Annotated in this window: 20 protein-coding genes; 5 read left to right on the plus strand and 15 right to left on the minus strand. The window is 62.5% G+C overall.

Going from position 1 to position 20,078, the window contains the following annotated elements; all coding sequences use genetic code 11:
* Positions 1 to 49: 49 nt before the first annotated feature.
* On the plus strand, positions 50 to 820 hold the full coding sequence (locus L6D80_RS18915; protein WP_054902208.1) for a MetQ/NlpA family ABC transporter substrate-binding protein: 771 nt from the start codon (positions 50 to 52) through the stop codon (positions 818 to 820).
* Between the two features lie 122 nt (positions 821 to 942).
* Here the strand turns inward: L6D80_RS18915 and L6D80_RS18920 are convergent, their stop codons facing one another.
* Genes L6D80_RS18920 through L6D80_RS18940 form a run of 5 tightly spaced genes read right to left on the minus strand, consistent with a single transcriptional unit; the run spans position 943 to position 4,823 of the window.
* Positions 943 to 1,575: an SCO family protein gene (locus tag L6D80_RS18920; protein WP_054902209.1), complete on the minus strand. Its 633-nt coding sequence runs from the start codon at positions 1,573 to 1,575 to the stop codon at positions 943 to 945.
* Positions 1,572 to 2,465, minus strand: coding sequence for a heme o synthase (gene cyoE / locus L6D80_RS18925; protein WP_176514704.1), 894 nt, complete (start codon positions 2,463 to 2,465; stop codon positions 1,572 to 1,574). Before cyoE ends, L6D80_RS18920 begins: the two co-directional genes overlap by 4 nt.
* A complete protein-coding gene (locus tag L6D80_RS18930) occupies positions 2,450 to 3,523 on the minus strand; it encodes a COX15/CtaA family protein (RefSeq protein ID WP_176514706.1) in 1,074 nt (357 codons plus the stop codon). The genes cyoE and L6D80_RS18930 overlap by 16 nt, the downstream gene beginning before the upstream one ends.
* A 9-nt stretch (positions 3,524 to 3,532) precedes the next feature.
* Complete coding sequence (locus L6D80_RS18935) at positions 3,533 to 4,117, minus strand: hypothetical protein (protein WP_054902212.1); 585 nt, start codon at positions 4,115 to 4,117, stop codon at positions 3,533 to 3,535.
* Positions 4,083 to 4,823 carry an SURF1 family protein gene (locus tag L6D80_RS18940; RefSeq protein ID WP_054902269.1) on the minus strand — a complete coding sequence of 247 codons (741 nt, stop codon included), beginning with the start codon at positions 4,821 to 4,823 and terminating at the stop codon, positions 4,083 to 4,085. Before L6D80_RS18940 ends, L6D80_RS18935 begins: the two co-directional genes overlap by 35 nt.
* Before the next feature lie 51 nt (positions 4,824 to 4,874).
* On the opposite strand from L6D80_RS18940, the gene L6D80_RS18945 reads away from it, so the two are divergent.
* The gene (locus tag L6D80_RS18945) at positions 4,875 to 5,078 is read left to right on the plus strand and encodes a twin transmembrane helix small protein (RefSeq protein WP_054902213.1); all 204 of its coding nucleotides are present in this window, start codon (positions 4,875 to 4,877) and stop codon (positions 5,076 to 5,078) included.
* A gap of 28 nt (positions 5,079 to 5,106) precedes the next feature.
* On the opposite strand, the gene L6D80_RS18950 is transcribed toward L6D80_RS18945, so the two are convergent.
* The 4 genes from L6D80_RS18950 to coxB are packed head-to-tail and all read right to left on the minus strand — an operon-like array spanning position 5,107 to position 9,348.
* A complete protein-coding gene (locus L6D80_RS18950; protein WP_176514708.1) occupies positions 5,107 to 5,994 on the minus strand; it encodes a cytochrome c oxidase subunit 3 in 888 nt (295 codons plus the stop codon).
* Positions 5,995 to 6,010: 16 nt separating this feature from the next.
* Positions 6,011 to 6,577, minus strand: coding sequence for a cytochrome c oxidase assembly protein (locus L6D80_RS18955; RefSeq protein WP_054902215.1), 567 nt, complete (start codon positions 6,575 to 6,577; stop codon positions 6,011 to 6,013).
* A gap of 10 nt (positions 6,578 to 6,587) precedes the next feature.
* Positions 6,588 to 8,177 carry a cytochrome c oxidase subunit I gene (gene ctaD / locus L6D80_RS18960; protein WP_054902216.1) on the minus strand — a complete coding sequence of 530 codons (1,590 nt, stop codon included), beginning with the start codon at positions 8,175 to 8,177 and terminating at the stop codon, positions 6,588 to 6,590.
* 43 nt (positions 8,178 to 8,220) lie between these two features.
* Complete coding sequence (coxB, locus tag L6D80_RS18965) at positions 8,221 to 9,348, minus strand: cytochrome c oxidase subunit II (protein WP_054902217.1); 1,128 nt, start codon at positions 9,346 to 9,348, stop codon at positions 8,221 to 8,223.
* Positions 9,349 to 9,717: 369 nt separating this feature from the next.
* Here coxB and L6D80_RS18970 point away from each other — a divergent pair, with 369 nt between their 5' ends.
* Entirely contained in the window at positions 9,718 to 10,359 is a 642-nt protein-coding gene (locus tag L6D80_RS18970) for a hypothetical protein (protein WP_054902218.1), read from the plus strand.
* A 57-nt stretch (positions 10,360 to 10,416) separates the two neighbouring features.
* Here the strand turns inward: L6D80_RS18970 and L6D80_RS18975 are convergent, their stop codons facing one another.
* From L6D80_RS18975 to prlC, 6 genes are all read right to left on the minus strand, one after another.
* Positions 10,417 to 11,937, minus strand: a complete 1,521-nt coding sequence (locus tag L6D80_RS18975; protein ID WP_220462629.1) for a SulP family inorganic anion transporter — start codon at positions 11,935 to 11,937, stop codon at positions 10,417 to 10,419.
* Positions 11,938 to 12,135: 198 nt separating this feature from the next.
* Positions 12,136 to 12,855: a carbonic anhydrase gene (locus tag L6D80_RS18980; protein WP_054902220.1), complete on the minus strand. Its 720-nt coding sequence runs from the start codon at positions 12,853 to 12,855 to the stop codon at positions 12,136 to 12,138.
* A gap of 272 nt (positions 12,856 to 13,127) precedes the next feature.
* The gene (locus L6D80_RS18985) at positions 13,128 to 14,186 is read right to left on the minus strand and encodes a PA0069 family radical SAM protein (protein ID WP_054902221.1); all 1,059 of its coding nucleotides are present in this window, start codon (positions 14,184 to 14,186) and stop codon (positions 13,128 to 13,130) included.
* A gap of 65 nt (positions 14,187 to 14,251) precedes the next feature.
* Positions 14,252 to 16,246, minus strand: a complete 1,995-nt coding sequence (locus tag L6D80_RS18990) for a M3 family metallopeptidase (RefSeq protein WP_176514712.1) — start codon at positions 16,244 to 16,246, stop codon at positions 14,252 to 14,254.
* A 135-nt stretch (positions 16,247 to 16,381) separates the two neighbouring features.
* The gene (locus L6D80_RS18995; RefSeq protein ID WP_176514714.1) at positions 16,382 to 16,663 is read right to left on the minus strand and encodes a YheV family putative zinc ribbon protein; all 282 of its coding nucleotides are present in this window, start codon (positions 16,661 to 16,663) and stop codon (positions 16,382 to 16,384) included.
* Positions 16,660 to 18,711: an oligopeptidase A gene (prlC, locus tag L6D80_RS19000; RefSeq protein ID WP_176514716.1), complete on the minus strand. Its 2,052-nt coding sequence runs from the start codon at positions 18,709 to 18,711 to the stop codon at positions 16,660 to 16,662. Before prlC ends, L6D80_RS18995 begins: the two co-directional genes overlap by 4 nt.
* A gap of 102 nt (positions 18,712 to 18,813) precedes the next feature.
* Between prlC and L6D80_RS19005 the strand changes: the two genes are divergently transcribed.
* Together L6D80_RS19005 and L6D80_RS19010 are read left to right on the plus strand one after the other, a co-directional pair.
* Positions 18,814 to 19,362, plus strand: a complete 549-nt coding sequence (locus tag L6D80_RS19005) for a gamma carbonic anhydrase family protein (RefSeq protein WP_054902225.1) — start codon at positions 18,814 to 18,816, stop codon at positions 19,360 to 19,362.
* A gap of 42 nt (positions 19,363 to 19,404) precedes the next feature.
* Entirely contained in the window at positions 19,405 to 20,055 is a 651-nt protein-coding gene (locus L6D80_RS19010; RefSeq protein ID WP_054902226.1) for an HAD family hydrolase, read from the plus strand.
* Positions 20,056 to 20,078: the final 23 nt, after the last annotated feature.

The raw sequence follows: 20,078 nt of genomic DNA on the forward strand, positions 1-20,078 counted from the left end.
TCCGGCCGACCCGTTCGGGGGCCGTCGCGGCCCTCACAAGGAGTGATCAATGAAGAAGCTGCTTGCTGTCGCTGCCGCTGTCGCGGCCTTCTCGGCCCACGCCGGGGACCTCACCGTTGCCGCCACCCCGGTGCCGCACGCCGAAATTCTCAACTTCGTCAAACCGCAGTTGGAGAAAGAGGGTGTAAACCTCAAGGTGAAAGAGTTCACCGACTACATCCAGCCGAACGTGCAAGTCGCCGAGAAGCGCCTGGATGCCAACTTCTTCCAGCACCAGCCGTACCTGGATGAGTTCAACAAGGCCAAGGGCACTGACCTGGTCAGCGTTGCCGGCGTGCACATCGAACCGCTGGGCGTGTACTCGAACAAGTACAAGAAGCTCGACGAGCTGCCGTCCGGTGCCACCGTGGTCATTCCCAACGACGCCACCAACGGCGGCCGTGCCCTGCTGCTGCTGGACAAGGCCGGCGTGATCAAGCTCAAGGACAACAGCAACATCCTGTCGACCATTAAGGACGTTGCCGAGAACCCGAAGAACGTGAAGTTCCGTGAGCTCGAAGCCGCCACCATCCCGCGCGTGCTGACCCAGGTCGATGCTGCCCTGATCAACACCAACTACGCGCTGGAAGCCAAGCTGAACCCGGAAAAAGACGCCCTGGCCATCGAAGGCGCCGACTCGCCGTACGTGAACATTCTGGTTGCCCGCCCGGACAACAAGGATTCGGAAGACATGAAGAAACTGGCGGCGGCACTGCACTCGCCAGAGGTGAAGCAGTTCATCAACGAGAAGTACAAAGGTGCGGTGGTGCCGGCGTTCTAAGCCGTTAGATCGCGCTGTGTTCCTCGCGGGGCAAGCCCGCTCCCACTGGTACTCCACTGAGCTTGAATGCAGTGAGGTACCTGAGGGAGCGGGCTTGCCCCGCGACGCTTTTCAGGCCTGTATCAATCGCGCTTGACCAGCCCCGGCAACTGCGCCACCAGCTTCTGGTTGTTGAACGGCGCACGAATGAACCCACGCTGACGTCCATCCGGCCCGACGATCGCCAGGTTGCCGCTGTGATCCACGGTATACCCGGGCTTGCTGGTATCGGCCGGGATGAACGGGATGCTCAAGGCATTGGCCAACTTCTGGGTATCCTCGATCGACCCCGCCACACCGACGAAATCCTTGTCGAAGTAACCCAGGTACTGCTTGAGCTGGTTCGGCGTATCGCGGTTCGGGTCCACACTCACCAGCACGACCTGCAGGCGGTTCACGGCCTCCTTGGGCAGCTCGCTCTTCACCTGGCGCAACTGGGCCAGGGTGGTCGGGCAGATGTCCGGGCAATAGGTGTAACCGAAGAACAGCAGCGACCATTTACCCTTGAGGTCGTCCAGCTGCACCGGCTGGCCATCCTGGTTGGTCATGGTCACGTCCGCCACCGCACGGCTCTGTGGCAGAAGGATGATGCCGGCATCGATCAGCTCGGTCGGGTTGAGCTGGTCGCGGCCGTTAAGCACCTTGTTGACGGTCAGGCCCATGATCAACGCGACCAGGGCAACGAGGATGAAGACGGTTTTCTGGGTTCGGGTCATAGGTTCAACAACAGGTAGTGGTCAACGAGCAACGCGATGAACAGCGCGAACAGGTAGCCGATAGAGTACTTGAAGGTGCTGATCGCCGCATGCGGCCGGCTGCCACGGTACAACACCCAGGCCCATTGCAGGAAGCGCAGGCCCAGAGCAAGGGCGCAGGCCAAGTACAGCGGGCCACTCATGTGGATGACATACGGCAGCAGGGACACCGCCAGCACAATCAGGGTGTAGAGCAGGATGTGCAGCGTGGTGTAGCGCTCGCCGTGGGTCACCGGCAGCATCGGGATATCGGCCTTGGCGTACTCCTCCTTGCGGTGGATGGCCAGGGCCCAGAAGTGCGGGGGCGTCCAGGCGAAGATGATCAGTACCAGCAGCAGCGGTTCGGCGCTGACGTGTCCGCTCACCGCCACCCAGCCGAGCAGCGGCGGGGCTGCCCCCGCCAGGCCGCCAATGACAATGTTCTGTGGTGTCGCACGTTTGAGAAAGCCGGTATAGAGCACCGCATAGCCGAGCAGCGATGCCAGCGTCAGCCAGGCGGTGAGGGCGTTGGTGAACACCAGCAGCAGCACCATGCCCAGTAACGCCAATGCGAGCGCGAACAGCAGCGCCGGCAGCGGCTCGACCCGTCCCTCGGCCAGCGGCCGCTTGTGCGTGCGCGCCATCAGCGCATCGATACGCCGGTCCAGCACATGGTTGACCACCGCCGCGCCGCCCGCGCACAGGGCGATGCCCAGGTTGCCGAACAACAGCACGCTCCAGGGCACACCGGCACGGGTAGCCAGGAGCATCCCCACCAGCGAGGTGATCAGCATCAATACCACCACCTTCGGCTTGGTCAGCTCCAGATAGTCGCGCCAACTGGCACGCCGGGCACTCAGAGGCGTCGCCACGAATCGTTCCTCATGTGATGGGAGATACCGACACCGGTAACCGGCGTCAGGCGCCAGCCATGGCCGACGCGCACCTTGTCGACCACACGAATGCGGTAGTTCACCAGCACCATGCTCAGCAGCAACAGCGCTCCACCGGCGTTATGCGCCACGGCCACGGCAAGCGGCAGGTGGAACACCACGTTGCTGACGCCCAGGCCTACTTGCAGTGCCAAGGCCAGCAGCACCCACCGCGCCAGGCCGGGCAGGCCACAACGGTGCAGCTTCCAACTGAGCATCAGCAGCACGCAGGTGACCAGCAACGCCCCCAGGCGGTGGCTGATATGGATGGCCGTGCGCGCATCGCTGTCCAACTGCCCGCCCAGGTAGTTGGGGCCGACGTGCTGGGTGAGGTGGAAGCCGTTGCTGAAGTCCGCTGCCGGCCACCACTGGCCATGGCAGGTGGGCAGATCGATGCAGGCGACCGCCGCGTAGTTGGCGCTGACCCACCCACCCAGGGCGACCTGGCCAACCACCACCAACAGCGCCAATGCCGCGAGCCGACGCAGGCTCAAGGGCAGCTTCGGCAACGGCGCAAAGGCCCGGGATAGACGCAGGGATAACAGGAACAGCAAGCTCAAGGTCGTGAAACCGCCAAGCAGGTGCGCCGTGACCACCTGTGGCCACAGCTTGAGGGTCACGGTCCACATGCCGAACGCCGCCTGGGCCAACACCACCCCCAGCAACACCAGCGGCAAGCGGTACGGCTGGCCGTCGCGGGTATGGCGGCGTACGGCCTGGAAAGCGAGCAGGGCAATCACCAGGGCAAGGGTGCCGGCAAAGTAGCGGTGGACCATCTCGGCCCAGCCCTTGGCTTCTTCCACCGGGTGCTCGGGGAAGTGCAACTCGGCATGGGCCAGTTGCGCATCGGTTTTCGGCACGCTGATGAAGCCATAGCAACCCGGCCAATCGGGGCACCCCAGGCCGGCATGGGTCAGCCGCGTATAGGCCCCCAGCAGCACGACCAGCAGCGCCAGCAAGGTGGCGAACACAGCGAGGCGAAATCCGGGTCTGGCCATGGCAGGCTCCTAGCCGATATTGGACAGCTTGAGCAGGTGGCGCAGGTCGTCCAGCACATGCTTGCCGTTGACCTTGCCGTCGTAGCGCAGCACCAGGTTGCCGTGTGGGTCGACGATCCACAGGTGCGGGGCCCGCTCGCCCAGCTTCTGGACATAGCGCTGGGCATCCAGTGGGTAGCGTTGCAGCTGCGGATACTCGCGGCCCAGCAGGGTTTGATAGTCAGCGCTCAACGGCTGGGCGGCGGCCAGGGCATGACTGGCGCGACTGGCGTCTCGCCCAAGGCCCACCTGGATTTGCCGCGCCAGGTACACCAGGCGCTGGCACTCTTCGGCACAGCCCTCGGGCGCGCTGACCAGCAGCTGCCAGCGCGCATCCTCGCCGGTGACGCCAATGTCGCTGCGGCTCTGGCCGTTGCCGATCATCGCGCCATGGTAGCTGCGGCCTTCCGGCACCCAGAACTTGAGCTTGTACATGCTGGTGGCCAGGATCATCGGGCCGAGCACCACCAGCAGAATCAGAATCAACTGCAAACGCCCGCGGGCTCTGGGTTTGCGACGGTCAGGCGGGTCCAGTGGAGTGGTGGCGGCGGCCATGGTTGTTCTCCTTTTTGTGGTGCCAGCCAAAGTAGAGGTAAAGCAGCACCAGGGCAGTGGCCAGGGCGAACCATTGCACGGCATAGCCCAGGTGTTTTTCCGGGCCCATGGCGACCACCGGCCAGTCCAGGCGGTAGGTGGCCGGGCCGGGCTGCAGGCGCAGCTCATGGGCGAAGCCTTCGCGCGCGAGCTGTTGCCACAGTTGCGTGGGGTTCACGGCGGTCAGCAAATGCGGCCATTGGCCGCCGACGGGGTCGGGGTGCAGCTGGAAGGTGCTGCCCGGCGCCACATATACCGAGGCATCCAGCGCCAGCGCCTGCGTCGGAGTGTCGAACGCGACGGGGCTGCGGCGGTCCGGCCAAGGCAGCCAACCACGATTGACCAGCAGCCACAGGCCACTGGGCTGGTCGTGGAACGGTTGCAGCAGCTCCACGCCGGCTTGGCCATCGCGCATGCGGTTGTCCAGCAGCAGGCTGTGCTCAGCATCGAAACGGCCGTAAAGGTGGACACGGCGCATCGCGGTATCGTCGCTTTGCTGCAACTGGGCAGTGGAGAGCGGCGCTTCGATGCTGCGCTCGGCATACGCCGCCAGCAACGCACGTTTTTCATCGGCACGGCCCAGCTGCCAGCAGCCAAGCGCAATCAAACCTGGCAGTAGCGCAAGCACCACCAGGGTGGGTACCCAGCCCGGACGAAACGGCCTCACGGGCGCCTCGCTATACTTATCCACATCACCGCATCCCTCTGGAGAAGCGCCATGCTCAAGGCCGCGATTGTCCTGATGCTGTTGGCCACGGTTGCCAGCCTGTTCAGTGGCCTGGTGTTTCTGGTCAAGGACGACGAGAACTCGACCCGCTTGCTGAAGGCGTTGACCGTGCGGGTCACCCTGGCGGCCCTGACCATAGGCCTGGTGGCCTGGGGCTTCATCAGTGGCCAGCTTGTATCCCACGCACCCTTCTGACTGTTCCCACAGCGTTCTTCATCAGCGTTCAAAGCACATACACAAAGATGAACAGCCCCACCCACACCACGTCGACGAAGTGCCAGTACCAGCTGGCCGCCTCGAAGCCGAAGTGTTTTTCGGGGCTGAAATGCCCACGTAGCACCCGTATGAACATGACGATCAGGATGATCGTGCCCAAGATCACGTGGGCACCGTGAAAGCCCGTGAGCATGAAGAAGGTCGCGCCATAGATCCCCGACCCCAGCGTCAGCCCCAGCTTGGTGTAAGCCTCGTGGTACTCATAGGCCTGCAGTGAAATGAAGCTGAGGCCCAGAAGGATGGTCAGCCCTAGCCACAGCTTCAGCGCACCTCGGTTTTCGCGGCGCAGGGCGTGGTGGGCGATGGTGATGGTCACGCTCGAGCTGACCAGCAGAATGGTGTTGATCAAGGGCAGGTGCCAAGGGTCGATGACTTCCTTCGGTGGCGGGAACAGTTTAGGGTCGGGTGTGTGCAACAGCGGCCAGGCGAACTCGAAACTCGGCCACAACATGTGGGCCACGCCCTTGTGCCCCTCACCCCCCAGCCATGGGCCGGCCAGCACACGCACGTAGAACAGCGCGCCGAAGAAGGCCATGAAGAACATCACTTCGGAGAAGATGAACCAGCTCATGCCCCAGCGGAAGGAGCGGTCCAGCTGCGGGCTGTAGAGCCCGGCGCGGCTTTCCCTGACAACCGAGCCAAACCAGCCGAACAACATGTAGGCCAGGAACAACGCCCCGATGAAGAAAATCAGCGGCCCATGAGAGCCAGGGTGGCCGGCCTTGAGATCGTTGAACCAGGTGCCCAGGCCGAACACCGTGATGAACATCCCAAGGGTGGCGATGATCGGCCATTTGCTCTGCGCCGGGACGTAGTAGTGCTCATGACTTGCCATTGCTGTTCTCCTTCCCTTAACGGGCGCCCTGAACGTCCGGGGCAGCGGCATGCGCAACCGGCGGATGGCGAGCGGTGATGTCGAACAAGGTGTAGGCCAGTGTCAGGTGCTTCACGCTCGCCGGCAGGTCGCGGTCGACGATGAAACGCACTGGCATCTCGATGCGTTCGCCGGGCTGCAGCACCTGCTGGGTAAAGCAGAAGCACTCGGTCTTGTGGAAATACGCCGCGGCTTCGGCCGGGGTGATGCTGGGTATGGCCTGGGCACTCATTGCTCGGTTGGTCGGGTTATGGGCGATGAAGATCATCTGGTTGACCGCCCCCGGGTTGACCTCGAGCTGATCGGCGGTGGAATAGAAGTCCCAGACCATGTCGCTGGCATTGGTTGACATGAACTGCACTCGCACCGAGCGCGTCAGGTCGCTGACCTGGCTGCCTTCATACTGCCCGCCAGTCTTGCCGTTGATGCCGAAGGCCTTGCACATCACGTCGTAGATCGGCACGAGGGCAAAGCCGAAGGCAAACATCACCACCGTCAGCATCAGCAGGCGCAATACCAGGCGCTTGAGCGGTTGGCCGTTCATGGGCAGTTACCTATTTCACGTCCGGTGGTGTCTGGAAGGTGTGATAGGGCGCGGGTGAGGGGATCGACCACTCAAGGCCCTCGGCGCCATCCCAGGGCTTGGCCGGTGCCGGCGCGCCACCGCGAATGCACTTGATGACGATGAACAAGAAGAAGATCTGTGTGGCACCGAACAGGAATGCACCGATCGATGACACCATGTTGAAGTCGGCGAACTGCAGGTTGTAGTCGGGGATGCGCCGCGGCATGCCGGCCAGGCCTACGAAATGCATGGGGAAGAAGGCCATGTTCATACCGATGAATGACAGCCAGAAGTGCAGCTTGCCGAGGGTTTCGTCGTACATGTGCCCCGTCCATTTCGGCAGCCAGTAGTAGGCCGAGGCGAAAATGCCGAAGATCGCCCCGGGCACCAGCACGTAGTGGAAGTGCGCCACCACGAAGTAGGTGTCGTGGTACTGGAAGTCTGCCGGGGCGATGGCCAGCATCAGGCCGGAGAAACCGCCGATGGTGAACAGGATGACGAAGGCAATGGCGAACAGCATCGGTGTCTCGAATGTCAGCGAGCCTTCCCACATGGTGCTCACCCAGTTGAACACCTTCACCCCGGTGGGCACGGCGATCAGCATGGTGGCGTACATGAAGAACAGCTCACCCACCACCGGGATGCCGACCACGAACATGTGGTGTGCCCACACGATGAACGACAGGAAGGCGATCGCCCCAGTGGCATAGACCATCGAGGTGTAACCGAACAGCGGCTTGCGGGAAAACGCCGGGATGATCGAGCTGACCGCGCCAAAGGCGGGCAGGATCATGATGTACACCTCGGGGTGGCCAAAGAACCAGAACACATGCTGGAACAGCACCGGGTCGCCACCGCCGGCAGCACTGAAGAAGCTGGTACCGAAGTGGATATCCATCAACATCATGGTCACCACACCCGCCAGCACCGGCATAACCGCGATCAGCAGGAAGGCGGTGATCAGCCAGGTCCAGACGAACAGCGGCATCTTCATCAGGGTCATGCCGGGCGCACGCAGATTGAGGATGGTCGCGATCACGTTGATCGCGCCCATGATCGAGCTGATACCCATCAGGTGAATGGCGAAAATGAAGAAGGTCACGCTGGCTGGGGCATAGGTGGTAGACAGCGGGGCGTAGAAGGTCCAGCCGAAGTTCGGCCCGCCGCCTGGGCTGAACAGCGTCGAAACCAGCAGCAGGAATGCCGCCGGCAGCAGCCAGAAGCTGAAGTTGTTCATCCGTGGCAGGGCCATGTCGGGCGCCCCGATCATCAGCGGGATCATCCAGTTGGCCAGGCCGACGAAGGCCGGCATCACCGCACCGAACACCATGATCAAGCCATGCATGGTGGTCATCTGATTGAAGAACGCCGGCTCCACGATCTGCAGCCCGGGCTGGAACAGCTCGGCGCGGATAACCATGGCAAACGAGCCGCCGAGCAGGAACATCATGAAACTGAACCACAGGTACATCGTGCCGATGTCCTTGTGGTTGGTGGTCAGCACCCAGCGCATCAGGCCCTTCGCGGGGCCATGCGCATGCTCATGGCCGTTGGCGTGGTCGTCGATCACTGCACTCATGTCCTGTCTCCTGCAATCCACTGACTGCCGCGAGTAACCCGGTTCATTGCGCGTCTGCCTGCTTGAGCGCCAGCACATCCTTCGGCGTGACCATGTCGCCCTTGTTGTTGCCCCAGGCGTTACGCTCGTAGGTAACCACAGCAGCGATATCGACTTCCGAGAGCTGTTTGCCGAACGCGGCCATGGCCGTGCCTGGCCGCCCATGGAAGACCACGCTCAAGTGTTCTTCCTTGGGCCCGGTGGCCACTTTCGAGCCCTTGAGCGCCGGGAACATCGGCGGCAGGCCCTGGCCCTGGGCCTGGTGACAGGCCACGCAGGTGGTGTGGTAGACCTTGTCGCCGCGCTCGACCAGCTCTTCCAGGGTCCATTCCTTGCTGGTCAGCTCCTTGAGCTTGGCCGCATCGGCCTTGCGCTCGCCAAGCCAGGTGTCGTAGTCGGCCTGGGTTTTGACCTCGACCACCACTGGCATGAAGCCGTGGTCTTTGCCGCACAGCTCGGTGCACTGACCACGGTAGATGCCGGGCTTCTCGATGCGGGTCCAGGCTTCGTTGACGAAGCCGGGAATGGCATCGCGCTTGACCGCAAAGGCCGGTACCCACCAGGAGTGGATCACGTCGGCGGCCGTTACCAGAAAGCGCACTTTTGCGCCCACCGGCAGCACCAGCGGCTGGTCTACCTCGAGCAGGTAGTGCTCATCCTTGGGTGCCTTGTTCTGGATCTGGTCGGCCGGCGTGGCCAGGTTGCTGAAGAACTCCACGTCCTGGCCCAGGTACTTGTAATGCCACTTCCACTGGTAGCCGGTGACCTGGATGTCGATGTCCGATTCGCTGGCATCGTAGATATCGATCAGCGTCTTGGTCGCCGGAATGGCCATGGCCACGAGGATCAGGAAGGGGATCACCGTCCAGAGGATTTCCACCCAGGTATGTTCGTGGAAATGCGCAGCCTGCTGGCCGATGGAACGACGATGGATGACCATGGACCAGAACATCGCGCCGAACACCACGATGCCGATGATCACGCAGATCCAGAAGATGGTCATGTGCAGGTCGAACACGGCGTTGGAGACTTCAGTCGCGCCGGGCGCCATGTTCACAGTCCAGGCGGCGTTGGCCTGACCGAAAACCGTCCACAACAGGAGGCCCATCCAGACAGGTGGATGTCGCATCATTGCGGGTTCCCCTTCTAATTCTTGTTGTCCCGGAGGCATGGCCTGCGGCAAGAGGGAACGGCGGTCAAGACTGCCTGGCTTCGACGACCGAGCCCCTGCTAAAAGCAGTCGGGCCTCATCAACGAATCACGTTCAAGCGGAGTATAGACAGCGACCAATGGCCCGCAACGGCGGGGGTGAAATGAACTTCATGAATTCAGGAAATATCCTGCAGGGCCCGTGCTAGATAGGGTCTGGCACAATAATGGCATTTAGATATAGCCAAGGGCGCACACGTTTGCGGCGCTTATAACAAATACGTCTTAAGTATCCTGCATATCGAGCTAATTTAGTGTCTTCCGTTTGAAACGTCTTGTCCCTGGAGTTGTCATGAACATCGCTGCTGTACGCGAGCAGATTAGCCAAGCCCACCAACACGAAGGCCGTACCGGCCAACTGAAAGCGCGTCTCGAGGCCCAACTACCGCACCTGCACCCCTCGATCCAACTGCCTGAGCAGGACGCCCAGGGTACCTTGGCGCGCTTCGTCAGCGCCTACATCGACCAGGTTCCAGAATTGCTGGAGGCCGCCCATGCGGTCGCCCGCGAAGCCGGTATCGAATCGCAGATCAAACCCGTGCTTAAAATCGCCGAAGCCTATTTCCTGCAGCCGCCCAGCGTGATGCACGGGCATGCGGGGCTGGACTGCCTGCTGGACGAGGCCTACCTGGCCCATCGCCTGGTAGAGGAAGTGAACGACCTGTACATCCGTCACTTCCAGCAACCGTTGATTCCGTTCGATACCACCATGGCCAACCTGATTGCCCATCAACTGATTGGCGAGACGTTCGCCAACCAACTGGATGAGGTGGTGCACCACTCGGTCGAAGAAATGCTCAATGACGAGAGTTTCGCCGTGGAATCGGTAGAGGCCTACCGCGAAACCCTGAGTAGCCCGGCGACGGGTGCTGCCTGGAAACGCTGGCCTTGCCTGTCGCGCCAACTGGGCGTGGAACTGAGCCAACCCGCCTGACCTTTCGTCCCGGATGCTGGCAGGCTGTCGGCACGGCAGAGCCGACAGCCCCAGGTATCAGCACTCGGTGACGGTACGCAAGCGGCCCTCGACCCGCCGTTTCAGCCCCCGGGGCTCGATGATCAACCGTGAGCCATGGTGGCGCTGGGTGCGGCCCCAGTCTTCGAGCAGCTCCAGCACAGAGTGATCGATATAACTGAGGTGGGTCATCGGCACGTGGAGGTGGGTGCCAGCGGGGAGGCTTTCCAATACTTGCGTCAGCGCCGGCACCTTGAGAAAGGTCGCTGCGCCACTCAGGCGCAGTGCCATATGCCCAGGCGTCTCCAGGCTCACCAGGTTGATCTTCAGGCGGGCCGCCTTGAAGGCCAGCTTGAGCAGGGTCAGGGCAAAGCCCAGCAACACACCGGTCAGCAGGTCGGTGAAGATGATCGCCAACGCGGTGGCCGCGTAGGTGAACATTGGCATGCGCCCGTAGCGGCCCAGCCCCCGAAATGCCTTGAAGTCCACGAGTTTCACACCGGTGAAGACCAGCACGCCGGCCAAGCTCGCCACCGGGATCTGCTGCAGCACACTGCTCAGCGCCACCACGAATGCCAACAGCCACAGGCCATGGAAGATGGCCGATGCCCGCGTCTGGGCTCCGGCCTGCACATTGGCCGAGCTGCGCACGATCACCCCGGTCATGGGCAACGCGCCGAGCACGCCGCAAAGGATGTTGCCGACACCCTGGGCCGACAACTCACGGTCGAAGTCCGAACGCTGCCCACTGTGCATGCGGTCTACGGCGGCGGCCGACAACAGGGTCTCTGCACTGGCGATGAACGCCAGGGCAAAGGCTGCGACCAGCAGAGCGGGGTCGGCCAGCTTCATAAGGTCGTCCACGCCGATCCAGTCGATGGCTTCGGAAAGGTCCGCCGGTACCTGCACACGGTTGACCGGCAGCGCCAGCCACAGGCTGATGGCTGTCATTGCCGCCACGCCGAGTAAGGCACCGGGGATGAACCGCAGCGCCTGCGGCCGCCAGCGCTCCCAGCCCCACATGATGGCAATGGTACCCAGGCCCAGGGCGCCGGCCTGCCAGCCCGAACCTGCGCTTTCCAGTGGCAGGGCAGCAGCCACGGTCGACGGGAACGCCAGCAGGTTATGCATGCCCGAGGGTTGTGGCGCCGTGTCGAACATCACATGCACCTGTGACAGCACGATCAACACGCCAATACCCGCCAGCATGCCGTACACCACCGCTGGCGCGGTGACGCGAAACCAGCAGCCCAGGCGCAAGCGCCCGGCCAGCAACTGCAAGACCCCGGCCAGCAGCAGAATCGGCCCGAGCATGGCCATGCCATGCTGGCGTACCAACTCGAACACCAGCACCGCCAGGCCCGCTGCAGGGCCACTGACCTGAAGCGGTGAGCCCGCCAGAAAGCCCACTACGATGCCGCCGATGATGCCGGTAATCAGGCCTTTGGCCGGTGGCATGCCGGAAGCGATCGCAATCCCCATGCACAAGGGCAGGGCCACCAGAAAGACCACCACCGACGCCAACAACTCTCGCGGCAGGGCCGCTTTCAACTGTGTCATGTTCACCCTATTTCTCCTTCCTTTGTCGCACGGCCATTCCTCTGGCCGTGGGCACGTTGGCCCCTGACAAGCGCGCAGGCGCGGGCCGCCGGCGGACAGGCCGGCAGGGCAGTCAGGGAATTCAAGGCAGCCGAAGGCCGTACCACACCCCTCAGGGGGTGCAGCCGGCTATCAAGGTTCTAGCGTTGGACGGGTCGCTTAGTAGCGGCCTCTCGGAGTAGCGCAGGGGATTGGCTCGCCAGCAGCCAGGGGCATGAAGCTGTCGCTGGCGGCGTCGTACGCTTCGATCTTGCTGGTCTCGATGTCGTACACCCAACCATGGATGTACAGCTCACCCGCTGCCAGACGCGAAGCCACCGACGGGTGCGTGCGCAGGTGATGCAACTGGGCGATGACGTTTTCCCGCGTCAGCACCTGCATGGTTTCGTGCTCGCTGCCACAAGAACAGTTGTTCTCAACCACGGTACGGGCCACTTCGGCGTGGCGCAACCAGGCGGAAACGGTCGGCATCTTGGCCAGCGATTTCGGGTTGAGCACCGCACGCATCGCGCCGCAGTCGGAGTGGCCACAAATGATGATGTGGTGCACACCCAGCGCCGACACGGCGTACTCGATCGCACTGGAAACGCCGCCGTTCATCTGCCCGTAAGGCGGCACCACGTTACCGACGTTACGGGTCACGAACAGGTCGCCTGGCGAGCTCTGGGTGATCAGCTCGGGGACGATGCGCGAGTCGGCGCAGGTGATGAACATGGCGCGTGGCGTTTGAGCGGTGGCGAGCTTCTTGAAAAGCTCCTGCTGCTCGGGAAAGACATCGTGGTGAAAGCGCAGGAAGCCGTCGACGATGTGCTTAAGGGCGGCATCGGCGCTCTCCGCGGGGACCTGCGGAACGACCTTGGATGGGTCCTTGACGGGCATGATTCATCCTCTTGACGGTGTGTAGGTAAGTCCATTTTACCGGTGAAAGATTCTGGCTATGCAGGGTTTTAGATGACACGCACGGGCCAGAAATCACAGTCTCGGTGAACTGGATGCCTACGCTAGCGGGGAAAACTTAACTGAAACTTAATTCGGAGGCTCTAGAACGCGTGTTCCAGATAGGTGAGGCGGGAACTGAATAATAGCAAAAAAACATCAACTGCCAAGAGCCTGGAATAGAATTATGTACTTCGATTAGTTAGGTTGGGGTTTCAGAACAAAGCCATCTGTCCGCCCGGTGGACAGAACGCTGAACAGTCCAGCGGTTGCGCGTCGCGCCCTTCAAACCCCAACCGGCGCTGGGTCTTGGCAAAGCGTTGTGCCAGCAGTTCGGCAAAAATACCTTCTCCCCGCATACGCGCGCCAAAGCGGCTGTCATACAACTCGCCTCCCCGGCTCTGGCGAATCAGGCTTAACACATGGTTGGCGCGCTGCGGGTAGTGGTCCTGCAGCCATTGTTCGAACAGCGGTGCCACCTCCAAGGGCAGGCGCAACATCATGTAGGCCGCGCTCTGCGCGCCAGCCTCCTTGGCGGCCTCGAGCAAGCGCTCCAGTTCGCTGTCGTTGATCATCGGGATCATCGGCGAACACAAGACGCCCACCGGCACCCCCGCCTCGCGCAATACCCGGATGGCGCGCAACCTGGCCCTGGACGACGCCGCCCGCGGCTCGAGCACTCGTTTGAGGTCATCGTCCAATGTCGTCAGGCTGATCATCACCCGCACCAGCCGTTGGCTGGCCATCTCGGCCAGCACGTCGAGATCGCGCAGCACCAACGCGCCCTTGGTAACGATGGTCACGGGGTGGCGAAACTTCAACAGCACTTCCAGCAAGCGCCGGGTCAGCTGCTGCTCACGCTCGATCGGCTGGTATGGGTCGGTATTGGACCCCAAGTTGATCGGTGCACAGACATAACCCGGCTTGCTCAGCTGTTGCGCAAGCACCTCGGCCGCATTGGTCTTGGCGATCAGCTTGGTTTCGAAGTCCAACCCTGGGGAAAGGTCCCAATAGGCGTGGGAAGGACGGGCATAGCAGTAAATGCAGCCATGCTCGCAACCGCGATAAGGGTTGATCGAGCGGTCGAACGGCAGGTCGGGGGAGGTATTGCGGCTGATGACCGACTTGGCGGTTTCGACCCGTACTTCGGTAGCCTGGGTCAGCGGCACCTCTTGATACCAGCCGTCATCCTCCGCCACCGAATGGTTCGGGGCGAAGCGGTTATGCGGGTTGTGGGCCGTGCCACGGCCCTTTTGCGCTACTGGCGGTATCATGACGCACCCTCATACTGTATTTACATACAGTATCGAGATCCCTGGGATCTTGCCAGCACCTTCGGTCAGCCCAGCCCATGCCAGCGCAGGTAAGCGGACGGGCTTGGCGGCCGCCCGAGGAAGGCCTGGATACCTTCGCGCAGCGGGCGTGCGGCACCGCTTTCGAACAGCGTCTGCTGCAGGGCCCGCCCCGTGGCCCGGTCCAACAGCCCCTGCGCCTGGAAGCGGCTGAACAGATCAAACGCATGAACGTCCGCCCACAGGTAGGCGTAAAAGCCAGCGTCGTAACCGTCCATCAGGTGGTCGAAAGCATGCGCGGGGCGCTCGAAATCTTCCAGGGGCCAATACCCGCAACACGCGCGCGCGTCCTCAAGACGCTGCACCAGCGTTCTACCGTCCAGCGGCGTGCGGTGCAGGTCCAGGTCGAACAACGCCAGGCTCAGGTCGCGGCCGATTTCATCGATGCTCTGCTGCCTCAACGCGTTCACGTGCACCTCAGCCTGCGCCTGGCTCAGCGTGCTGCCGTCCTGCCGAGGCCCAGCAATGCCAGCGAGGTAGCCCGCGTCCCACACCCAACGTTCGAACAGCTTACCGAACAGCTCCACGCCATCGGTGCCAAGCTCGGTCACATCCGACATCACATGGCTACTGGTGCGCACCAGCAGGTGATGGAGGGCATGGCCGAACTCATGGTACAGCTTGCGCAACGAAAGGTGATCCAGCAGCGGCTCTGCCCCCTTCTGCGCCGCTGGGATATCGCTGTTCACGACCACGACGGCTGGATGGTAGATACCCTCGGCATCGACCCGCCGGTTGCGCACGTAGGTGGTGAACACGGCATCGGCCTGTTTGCCCGCATGTTGCACGGCGTCGAGGTAAAGCAAACCGATAAAGGCGTGGTGCTGCCAGATTTCGAAAGCCTGTACGCTGTCGTCCCAGGTCGCCAGCCGCCTTGGGCGCAGTTCCAGCGCAAACAGCTGCTGCGCCAGCTGGGCCAATGCGTTGACCACGCCACTGAGCGGGAAATGCTCGCGAAACGTCCCCCTGGGTTGCGCTTCCCCCGATGCTGCCAGCAGATAACTGACATCCCAAGGCCGCACAGTCCCCAGGCCTTGCGCCACGGCCTGTTGCGCCAGCCGGGCGCGCCATTGCGCCATGGCGGGGCGCACGCACCTTGCCAGTAGCTGTAGAAAATGGCTCACCTGGCTGGCCGAGCCTGCACTTTTGCCAAGCAGGCTCAGTTCAAGGTGGCTGGCAAAGCCGAGCAGGCGGGCCTTTTCGTCCAGGCATTCGGCCAGGCGCTGCAACTGAGTGCCATTGTCCTGCTGCGGGTCGGCGCTTACCCCACGGGTGTGAAAGGCACGGTACACGCGCTCGCGCAGGGGGCGGTGAGCGGCTTGCCGAAGCACCGCGCCGGTGGGCTCGCTTTCACAGGCGATCAACCAACCTTGCGCACCCGCTGCCTCGGCACGCGCGGCCAATTCGTCACGCAGCCTTCGTGGCAGGCCGCGCAGTTCGGTCTCATCCTCGACCAACAACCCTGGCCGGCCGATGTTGCTCAGGAACGCTTGGCGCAACTCGCCGATCTGCATCTGCAGTTCAGCCAGGCGAGCCTGGTCGCTTTCGGCCAGCGCTGCGCCACCGACGGCAAACTTGCCCAGGTACCAATGCAGGGTCGCGCGCTGCTGAGTGCCCAGGTTCCTGCCGATGGCGCTGTTCGCCAGCCGCTCGTACAAGCTGTGCAGGTGGCGGTTGGCAAATTTCTGGTCGAAGCGCGCCACCGTTTGGCCGTAGAAGTCGGCAATCGCCTCGCCCCAGGACGGCTGTTTGCCCACCAGGGGGATAACGGTATAGAGCACAGCAAGCAACTGCGCATCCAGCGCGTCCACTGCCAGTACCAGGTCATCCCAGGTGGGAAGCGCTTGCTGCTGCTCAATGATGCGCGCCACGCCTTGCGCGTGGGCGCGCAGCACGTGCTCGAAAGCGTCGCGCATGTTTTGCAGCGTTATCGAAGGGTAATCGACGGGGGTGCTGCTGCTTTGCAGAAGGGGGTTGTCCATGATGGATCACCGTGCTCACGTGAAGAGCAGGCCAGCATGGATGGCGAGTAGAGCCACAGTGGCGTGATTATCTACCACCCGTGGTGATGAAGCACTGCCTGCCTTGGCAGTGAGCCAGGGCAGGCAGGTGGGGCCTTATTCGGCCGGTTTCTTCAGCTTTGGATTGGGGAAGAACTGCACCGTCTGCACCTTGGCCGGTGCGGCCTTCGGTGCCAAGTGGTTGACCCGCGTGCCCAGCTCCGTGGGCACCGACAGCCCTTGTTCATTCAAGGTGTCGGAAAAGCCGCAGGCAACACATTCACGGTGCGGCACACCGTCTTCGTTCCACATCATCAGCTTGTCGGGCTCGCTGCACGCCGGGCATACCGCCCCGGCGATGAAGCGCTTCTTGGTCTTGGTCACAGCTACCTCGCTCATGCCGCCGCGCCCTCGCTCAGGCCGCTGTGGCGCAGCAGTGCATCAATGGATGGTTCCCGGCCGCGGAAGTCGACGAACAGCACCATCGGCTCGCGCGAACCGCCCCGGGCCAGGATCGCCTCGCGGAAGGCGCGGCCGGTCTCAGCGTTGAGCACGCCTTCTTCCTCGAAGCGCGAGAAGGCGTCAGCCGACAGCACTTCGGCCCATTTGTAGCTGTAATAGCCCGCCGCGTAACCCCCCGCAAAGATATGCGCAAAGCTGTTGGGGAAGCGGTTGTAGGCCGGTGGGCGCATGACCGAAACCTCGTCACGCACGCCTTCGAGGACCTCCAATACGCTACGGCCGTCGCCGTGGCTGGCATGCAACTCGAAGTCGAACAGCGAGAATTCCAGCTGGCGCACCATCATCATGCCGGACTGGAAGTTCTTCGCTGCCAGCATCTTGTCCAGCAGGTCCTGGGGCAGGGCGGCGCCGGTTTCGTAATGGCCAGAGATCAGCGCCAGGCCTTCGGGCTCCCAACACCAGTTTTCCATGAACTGGCTCGGCAGCTCCACCGCATCCCACGCCACGCCATTGATCCCGGACACGCCGGCATGCTCGATACGGGTCAGCAGGTGGTGCAGGCCGTGGCCGAATTCGTGGAACAGCGTGGTGACTTCATCATGGGTCAGCAGTGCAGGCTTGCCAGGCGCGGCCGGGGTGAAGTTGCACACCAGGTTGGCCACCGGGCTCTGCAGCTCGCCGTCGGCGGTGCGGCGACGGTCGCGGGCGCCATCCATCCAGGCACCGCCGCGCTTGTTGGCGCGGGCATACAGGTCGAAGAAGAAGCGGCCGACGTGCTGGCCGTTTTCCTTGATCTCGAACAGGCGCACGTCGGGGTGCCAGCTGTCGAAGCCCTTGAGCTCGGCAATTTCGATGCCGTACAGGCGCTGGACGATGCTGAACAGGCCAGACAGTACCTTGTCGATGGGGAAGTAGGCGCGCAGGGTTTCCTGCGACACGCTGTAACGTTGTTCACGCAACTTCTCGCCAAAGTAACCGGCGTCCCAGCTGGCCAGCTCGGCGCAGCCCTGTTCGGCGGCATAGGCCTTGAGCTGTTCAAGGTCCTGGGCAGCAAACGGCTTGGACCGCTTGGCCAGGTCGCGCAGGAAGCTCAGCACCTGGTCGCTGGACTCGGCCATCTTGGTCGCCAGGCTCAGTTCGGCGTAGTTCTTGTAGCCCAGCAACCCGGCCAGCTCCTGGCGCAGGTCCAGAATTTCACGCATCACCGGGCCGTTGTCGAACTGGCCGGCGTTCGGGCCTTGGTCCGAGGCGCGGGTGCAGTAGGCGGCGTACAGTTCTTCGCGCAGGGCACGGTCGCTGGCGTAGGTCATCACCGCATAGTAGCTGGGGAACTCCAGCGTGATCAGCCAGCCGTCGAGGCCCTTGGCCTGAGCGGCGGCAGCCATCTGGGCCTTGGCCGAGTCGGTGAGGCCGGCCAACGCCGTTTCGTCGGTGACGTGCTTGGTCCACGCCTGGGTGGCGTCGAGCAATTGGTTGGAGAAGCGGCTGCCCAGTTCACTGAGCTTGCTCTGTACTTCAGCGTAACGTTGCTGCTTGTCGGCAGGCAGGTCGATGCCCGACAAGCGGAAGTCGCGCAGGGCGTGCTCGAGGATAGTCTTCTGCGCGACGTCGAAACCTGCGGCTTGCGGGCTGTTGACCAGTGCCTGGTACGCTTCGAACAGCGCACGGTTCTGGCCCAGTTCGGTAGAGTAGGCACTCAGCGCTGGCAGGCAGGCCTCGTAGGCCTCGCGCAATTCCTTGCTGTTGCACACCGCATTGAGATGGCTGACCGGGCTCCATGCAGCGCCCAGGCGGTCGTTAAGTTCGTCCATGGCCAGCACCAGGCCGGCCCAGGTGGGGTTCTTGCTCTGCTTTTCGAGGATGTCGGCAATGGCTTTACGGTTGTCGGCAAGGATCTCTTCGATCGCCGGCAACACGTGTTCGGCACGGATTTCCGAGAAGGGCGGCAGATCGTAGGGCTGCAGAAGCGGGTTGGTCGCACTCACGGTTTGGATACCTTGGCAGAAGAAACACTACCCCATCTTAATTACAATCGACGTCGACCGCAGCAGGCAGCCTGCCTATCGGCACAGATGAGAGACGCTATCATGGCCATCCGAAGCTTTCAGCAACACACTCCGAAAGTTGCACCGCGCGCTTTTGTCGACCGTTCGGCCGTGGTGCTGGGCGATGTGGAGATCGGTGAGGACAGCTCGGTGTGGCCACTGACGGTGGTGCGTGGCGACATGCATCGCATCCGTATCGGGGCGCGCACCAGCGTGCAGGACGGCAGTGTGCTGCACATCACCCATGCTGGCCCGTTCAACCCTGATGGCTTTCCATTGATCATCGGCGATGAGGTGACCATCGGCCACAAGGTCATGCTGCATGGCTGCACCCTGGGCAACCGCATTCTGGTTGGCATGGGCAGCACGGTCATGGATGGCGCCACTGTCGAAGACGAAGTGATCATCGGCGCCGGCAGCCTGGTGCCGCCCGGCAAGCGCCTGGAAAGCGGCTACCTGTACGTCGGCAGCCCGGTAAAACAGGCCCGGCCCTTGACCGACAAGGAGCGCGCCTTCTTCTCCTACAGCGCCGGTAACTACGTCAAGCTCAAGGACCAGCACCTGGCCGAAGGCTACGATCAACCGGAATGACCCGCGAAGGCGTCCATGAATGAATTGAGTAGAGCACTTGATATGCACCATCAGAACATCCTCTTCGACCTCGATGGCACCCTCACCGACCCGCGCCTGGGCATCACCCGTTCAATCCAGTATGCCCTGGCCAAACTGGGTATCGACGAACCGGACCTGACGCGCCTCGAACACTTCATCGGCCCACCCTTGCTGCAGGCTTTCATGCAGTTCTACAGCTTCGATGAAGCCAGGGCGTGGGAAGCGGTGAACTTCTATCGAGAACGCTTCCGCGTGACCGGCCTGTACGAAAACCTGGTGTTCGACGGTGTGCCGGAACTGCTCGATGCCCTCAACGGGCAAGGGCGCACCCTGTACATCGCCACCTCCAAACCGTGGGAGTTCGCCCGCGAAATCGCCCGTCATTTCGCTTTCGATCATCACTTCAAGGTGATCTACGGCAGCGAACTGGACGGCACGCGCACCAACAAGGTCGAGTTGATTCGTCACTTGCTGGACGAGGAAGGGCTGGACCCGGCGCAAACCCTGATGATCGGTGACCGCAAGCACGACCTGATCGGTGCCCGCAGCAACGGCCTGCAGGCAGTGGCGGTAGGGTATGGGTTTGGTAGTGAGCAGGAGTTGAAGGCGCACACGCCGGAATTTCACTTCGCTACCTTGGCTCAGATGCATCAGGCATTCCTCAAGGCCTGAGGCACATGGGGCTGCCTTGCAGC

Origin of the sequence: Pseudomonas ceruminis, from assembly GCF_021602025.1 — a bacterium.
Taxonomy (GTDB): Bacteria; Pseudomonadota; Gammaproteobacteria; order Pseudomonadales; family Pseudomonadaceae; genus Aquipseudomonas; species Aquipseudomonas ceruminis.

Excerpts from the sequence above, each read along its gene's own strand:
- L6D80_RS18915 (WP_054902208.1), top strand. The coding sequence starts at position 50 with ATGAAGAAGCTGCTTGCTGTCGCTGCCGCTGTCGCGGCCTTCTCGGCC.
- L6D80_RS18920 (WP_054902209.1), bottom strand. The coding sequence starts at position 1,575 with ATGACCCGAACCCAGAAAACCGTCTTCATCCTCGTTGCCCTGGTCGCG.
- L6D80_RS18930 (WP_176514706.1), bottom strand. The coding sequence starts at position 3,523 with ATGGCCAGACCCGGATTTCGCCTCGCTGTGTTCGCCACCTTGCTGGCG.
- L6D80_RS18935 (WP_054902212.1), bottom strand. The coding sequence starts at position 4,117 with ATGGCCGCCGCCACCACTCCACTGGACCCGCCTGACCGTCGCAAACCC.
- L6D80_RS18945 (WP_054902213.1), top strand. The coding sequence starts at position 4,875 with ATGCTCAAGGCCGCGATTGTCCTGATGCTGTTGGCCACGGTTGCCAGC.
- L6D80_RS18950 (WP_176514708.1), bottom strand. The coding sequence starts at position 5,994 with ATGGCAAGTCATGAGCACTACTACGTCCCGGCGCAGAGCAAATGGCCG.
- L6D80_RS18955 (WP_054902215.1), bottom strand. The coding sequence starts at position 6,577 with ATGAACGGCCAACCGCTCAAGCGCCTGGTATTGCGCCTGCTGATGCTG.
- ctaD (WP_054902216.1), bottom strand. The coding sequence starts at position 8,177 with ATGAGTGCAGTGATCGACGACCACGCCAACGGCCATGAGCATGCGCAT.
- coxB (WP_054902217.1), bottom strand. The coding sequence starts at position 9,348 with ATGATGCGACATCCACCTGTCTGGATGGGCCTCCTGTTGTGGACGGTT.
- L6D80_RS18970 (WP_054902218.1), top strand. The coding sequence starts at position 9,718 with ATGAACATCGCTGCTGTACGCGAGCAGATTAGCCAAGCCCACCAACAC.
- L6D80_RS18975 (WP_220462629.1), bottom strand. The coding sequence starts at position 11,937 with ATGACACAGTTGAAAGCGGCCCTGCCGCGAGAGTTGTTGGCGTCGGTG.
- L6D80_RS18980 (WP_054902220.1), bottom strand. The coding sequence starts at position 12,855 with ATGCCCGTCAAGGACCCATCCAAGGTCGTTCCGCAGGTCCCCGCGGAG.
- L6D80_RS18985 (WP_054902221.1), bottom strand. The coding sequence starts at position 14,186 with ATGATACCGCCAGTAGCGCAAAAGGGCCGTGGCACGGCCCACAACCCG.
- L6D80_RS18990 (WP_176514712.1), bottom strand. The coding sequence starts at position 16,246 with ATGGACAACCCCCTTCTGCAAAGCAGCAGCACCCCCGTCGATTACCCT.
- L6D80_RS18995 (WP_176514714.1), bottom strand. The coding sequence starts at position 16,663 with ATGAGCGAGGTAGCTGTGACCAAGACCAAGAAGCGCTTCATCGCCGGG.
- L6D80_RS19005 (WP_054902225.1), top strand. The coding sequence starts at position 18,814 with ATGGCCATCCGAAGCTTTCAGCAACACACTCCGAAAGTTGCACCGCGC.
- L6D80_RS19010 (WP_054902226.1), top strand. The coding sequence starts at position 19,405 with ATGCACCATCAGAACATCCTCTTCGACCTCGATGGCACCCTCACCGAC.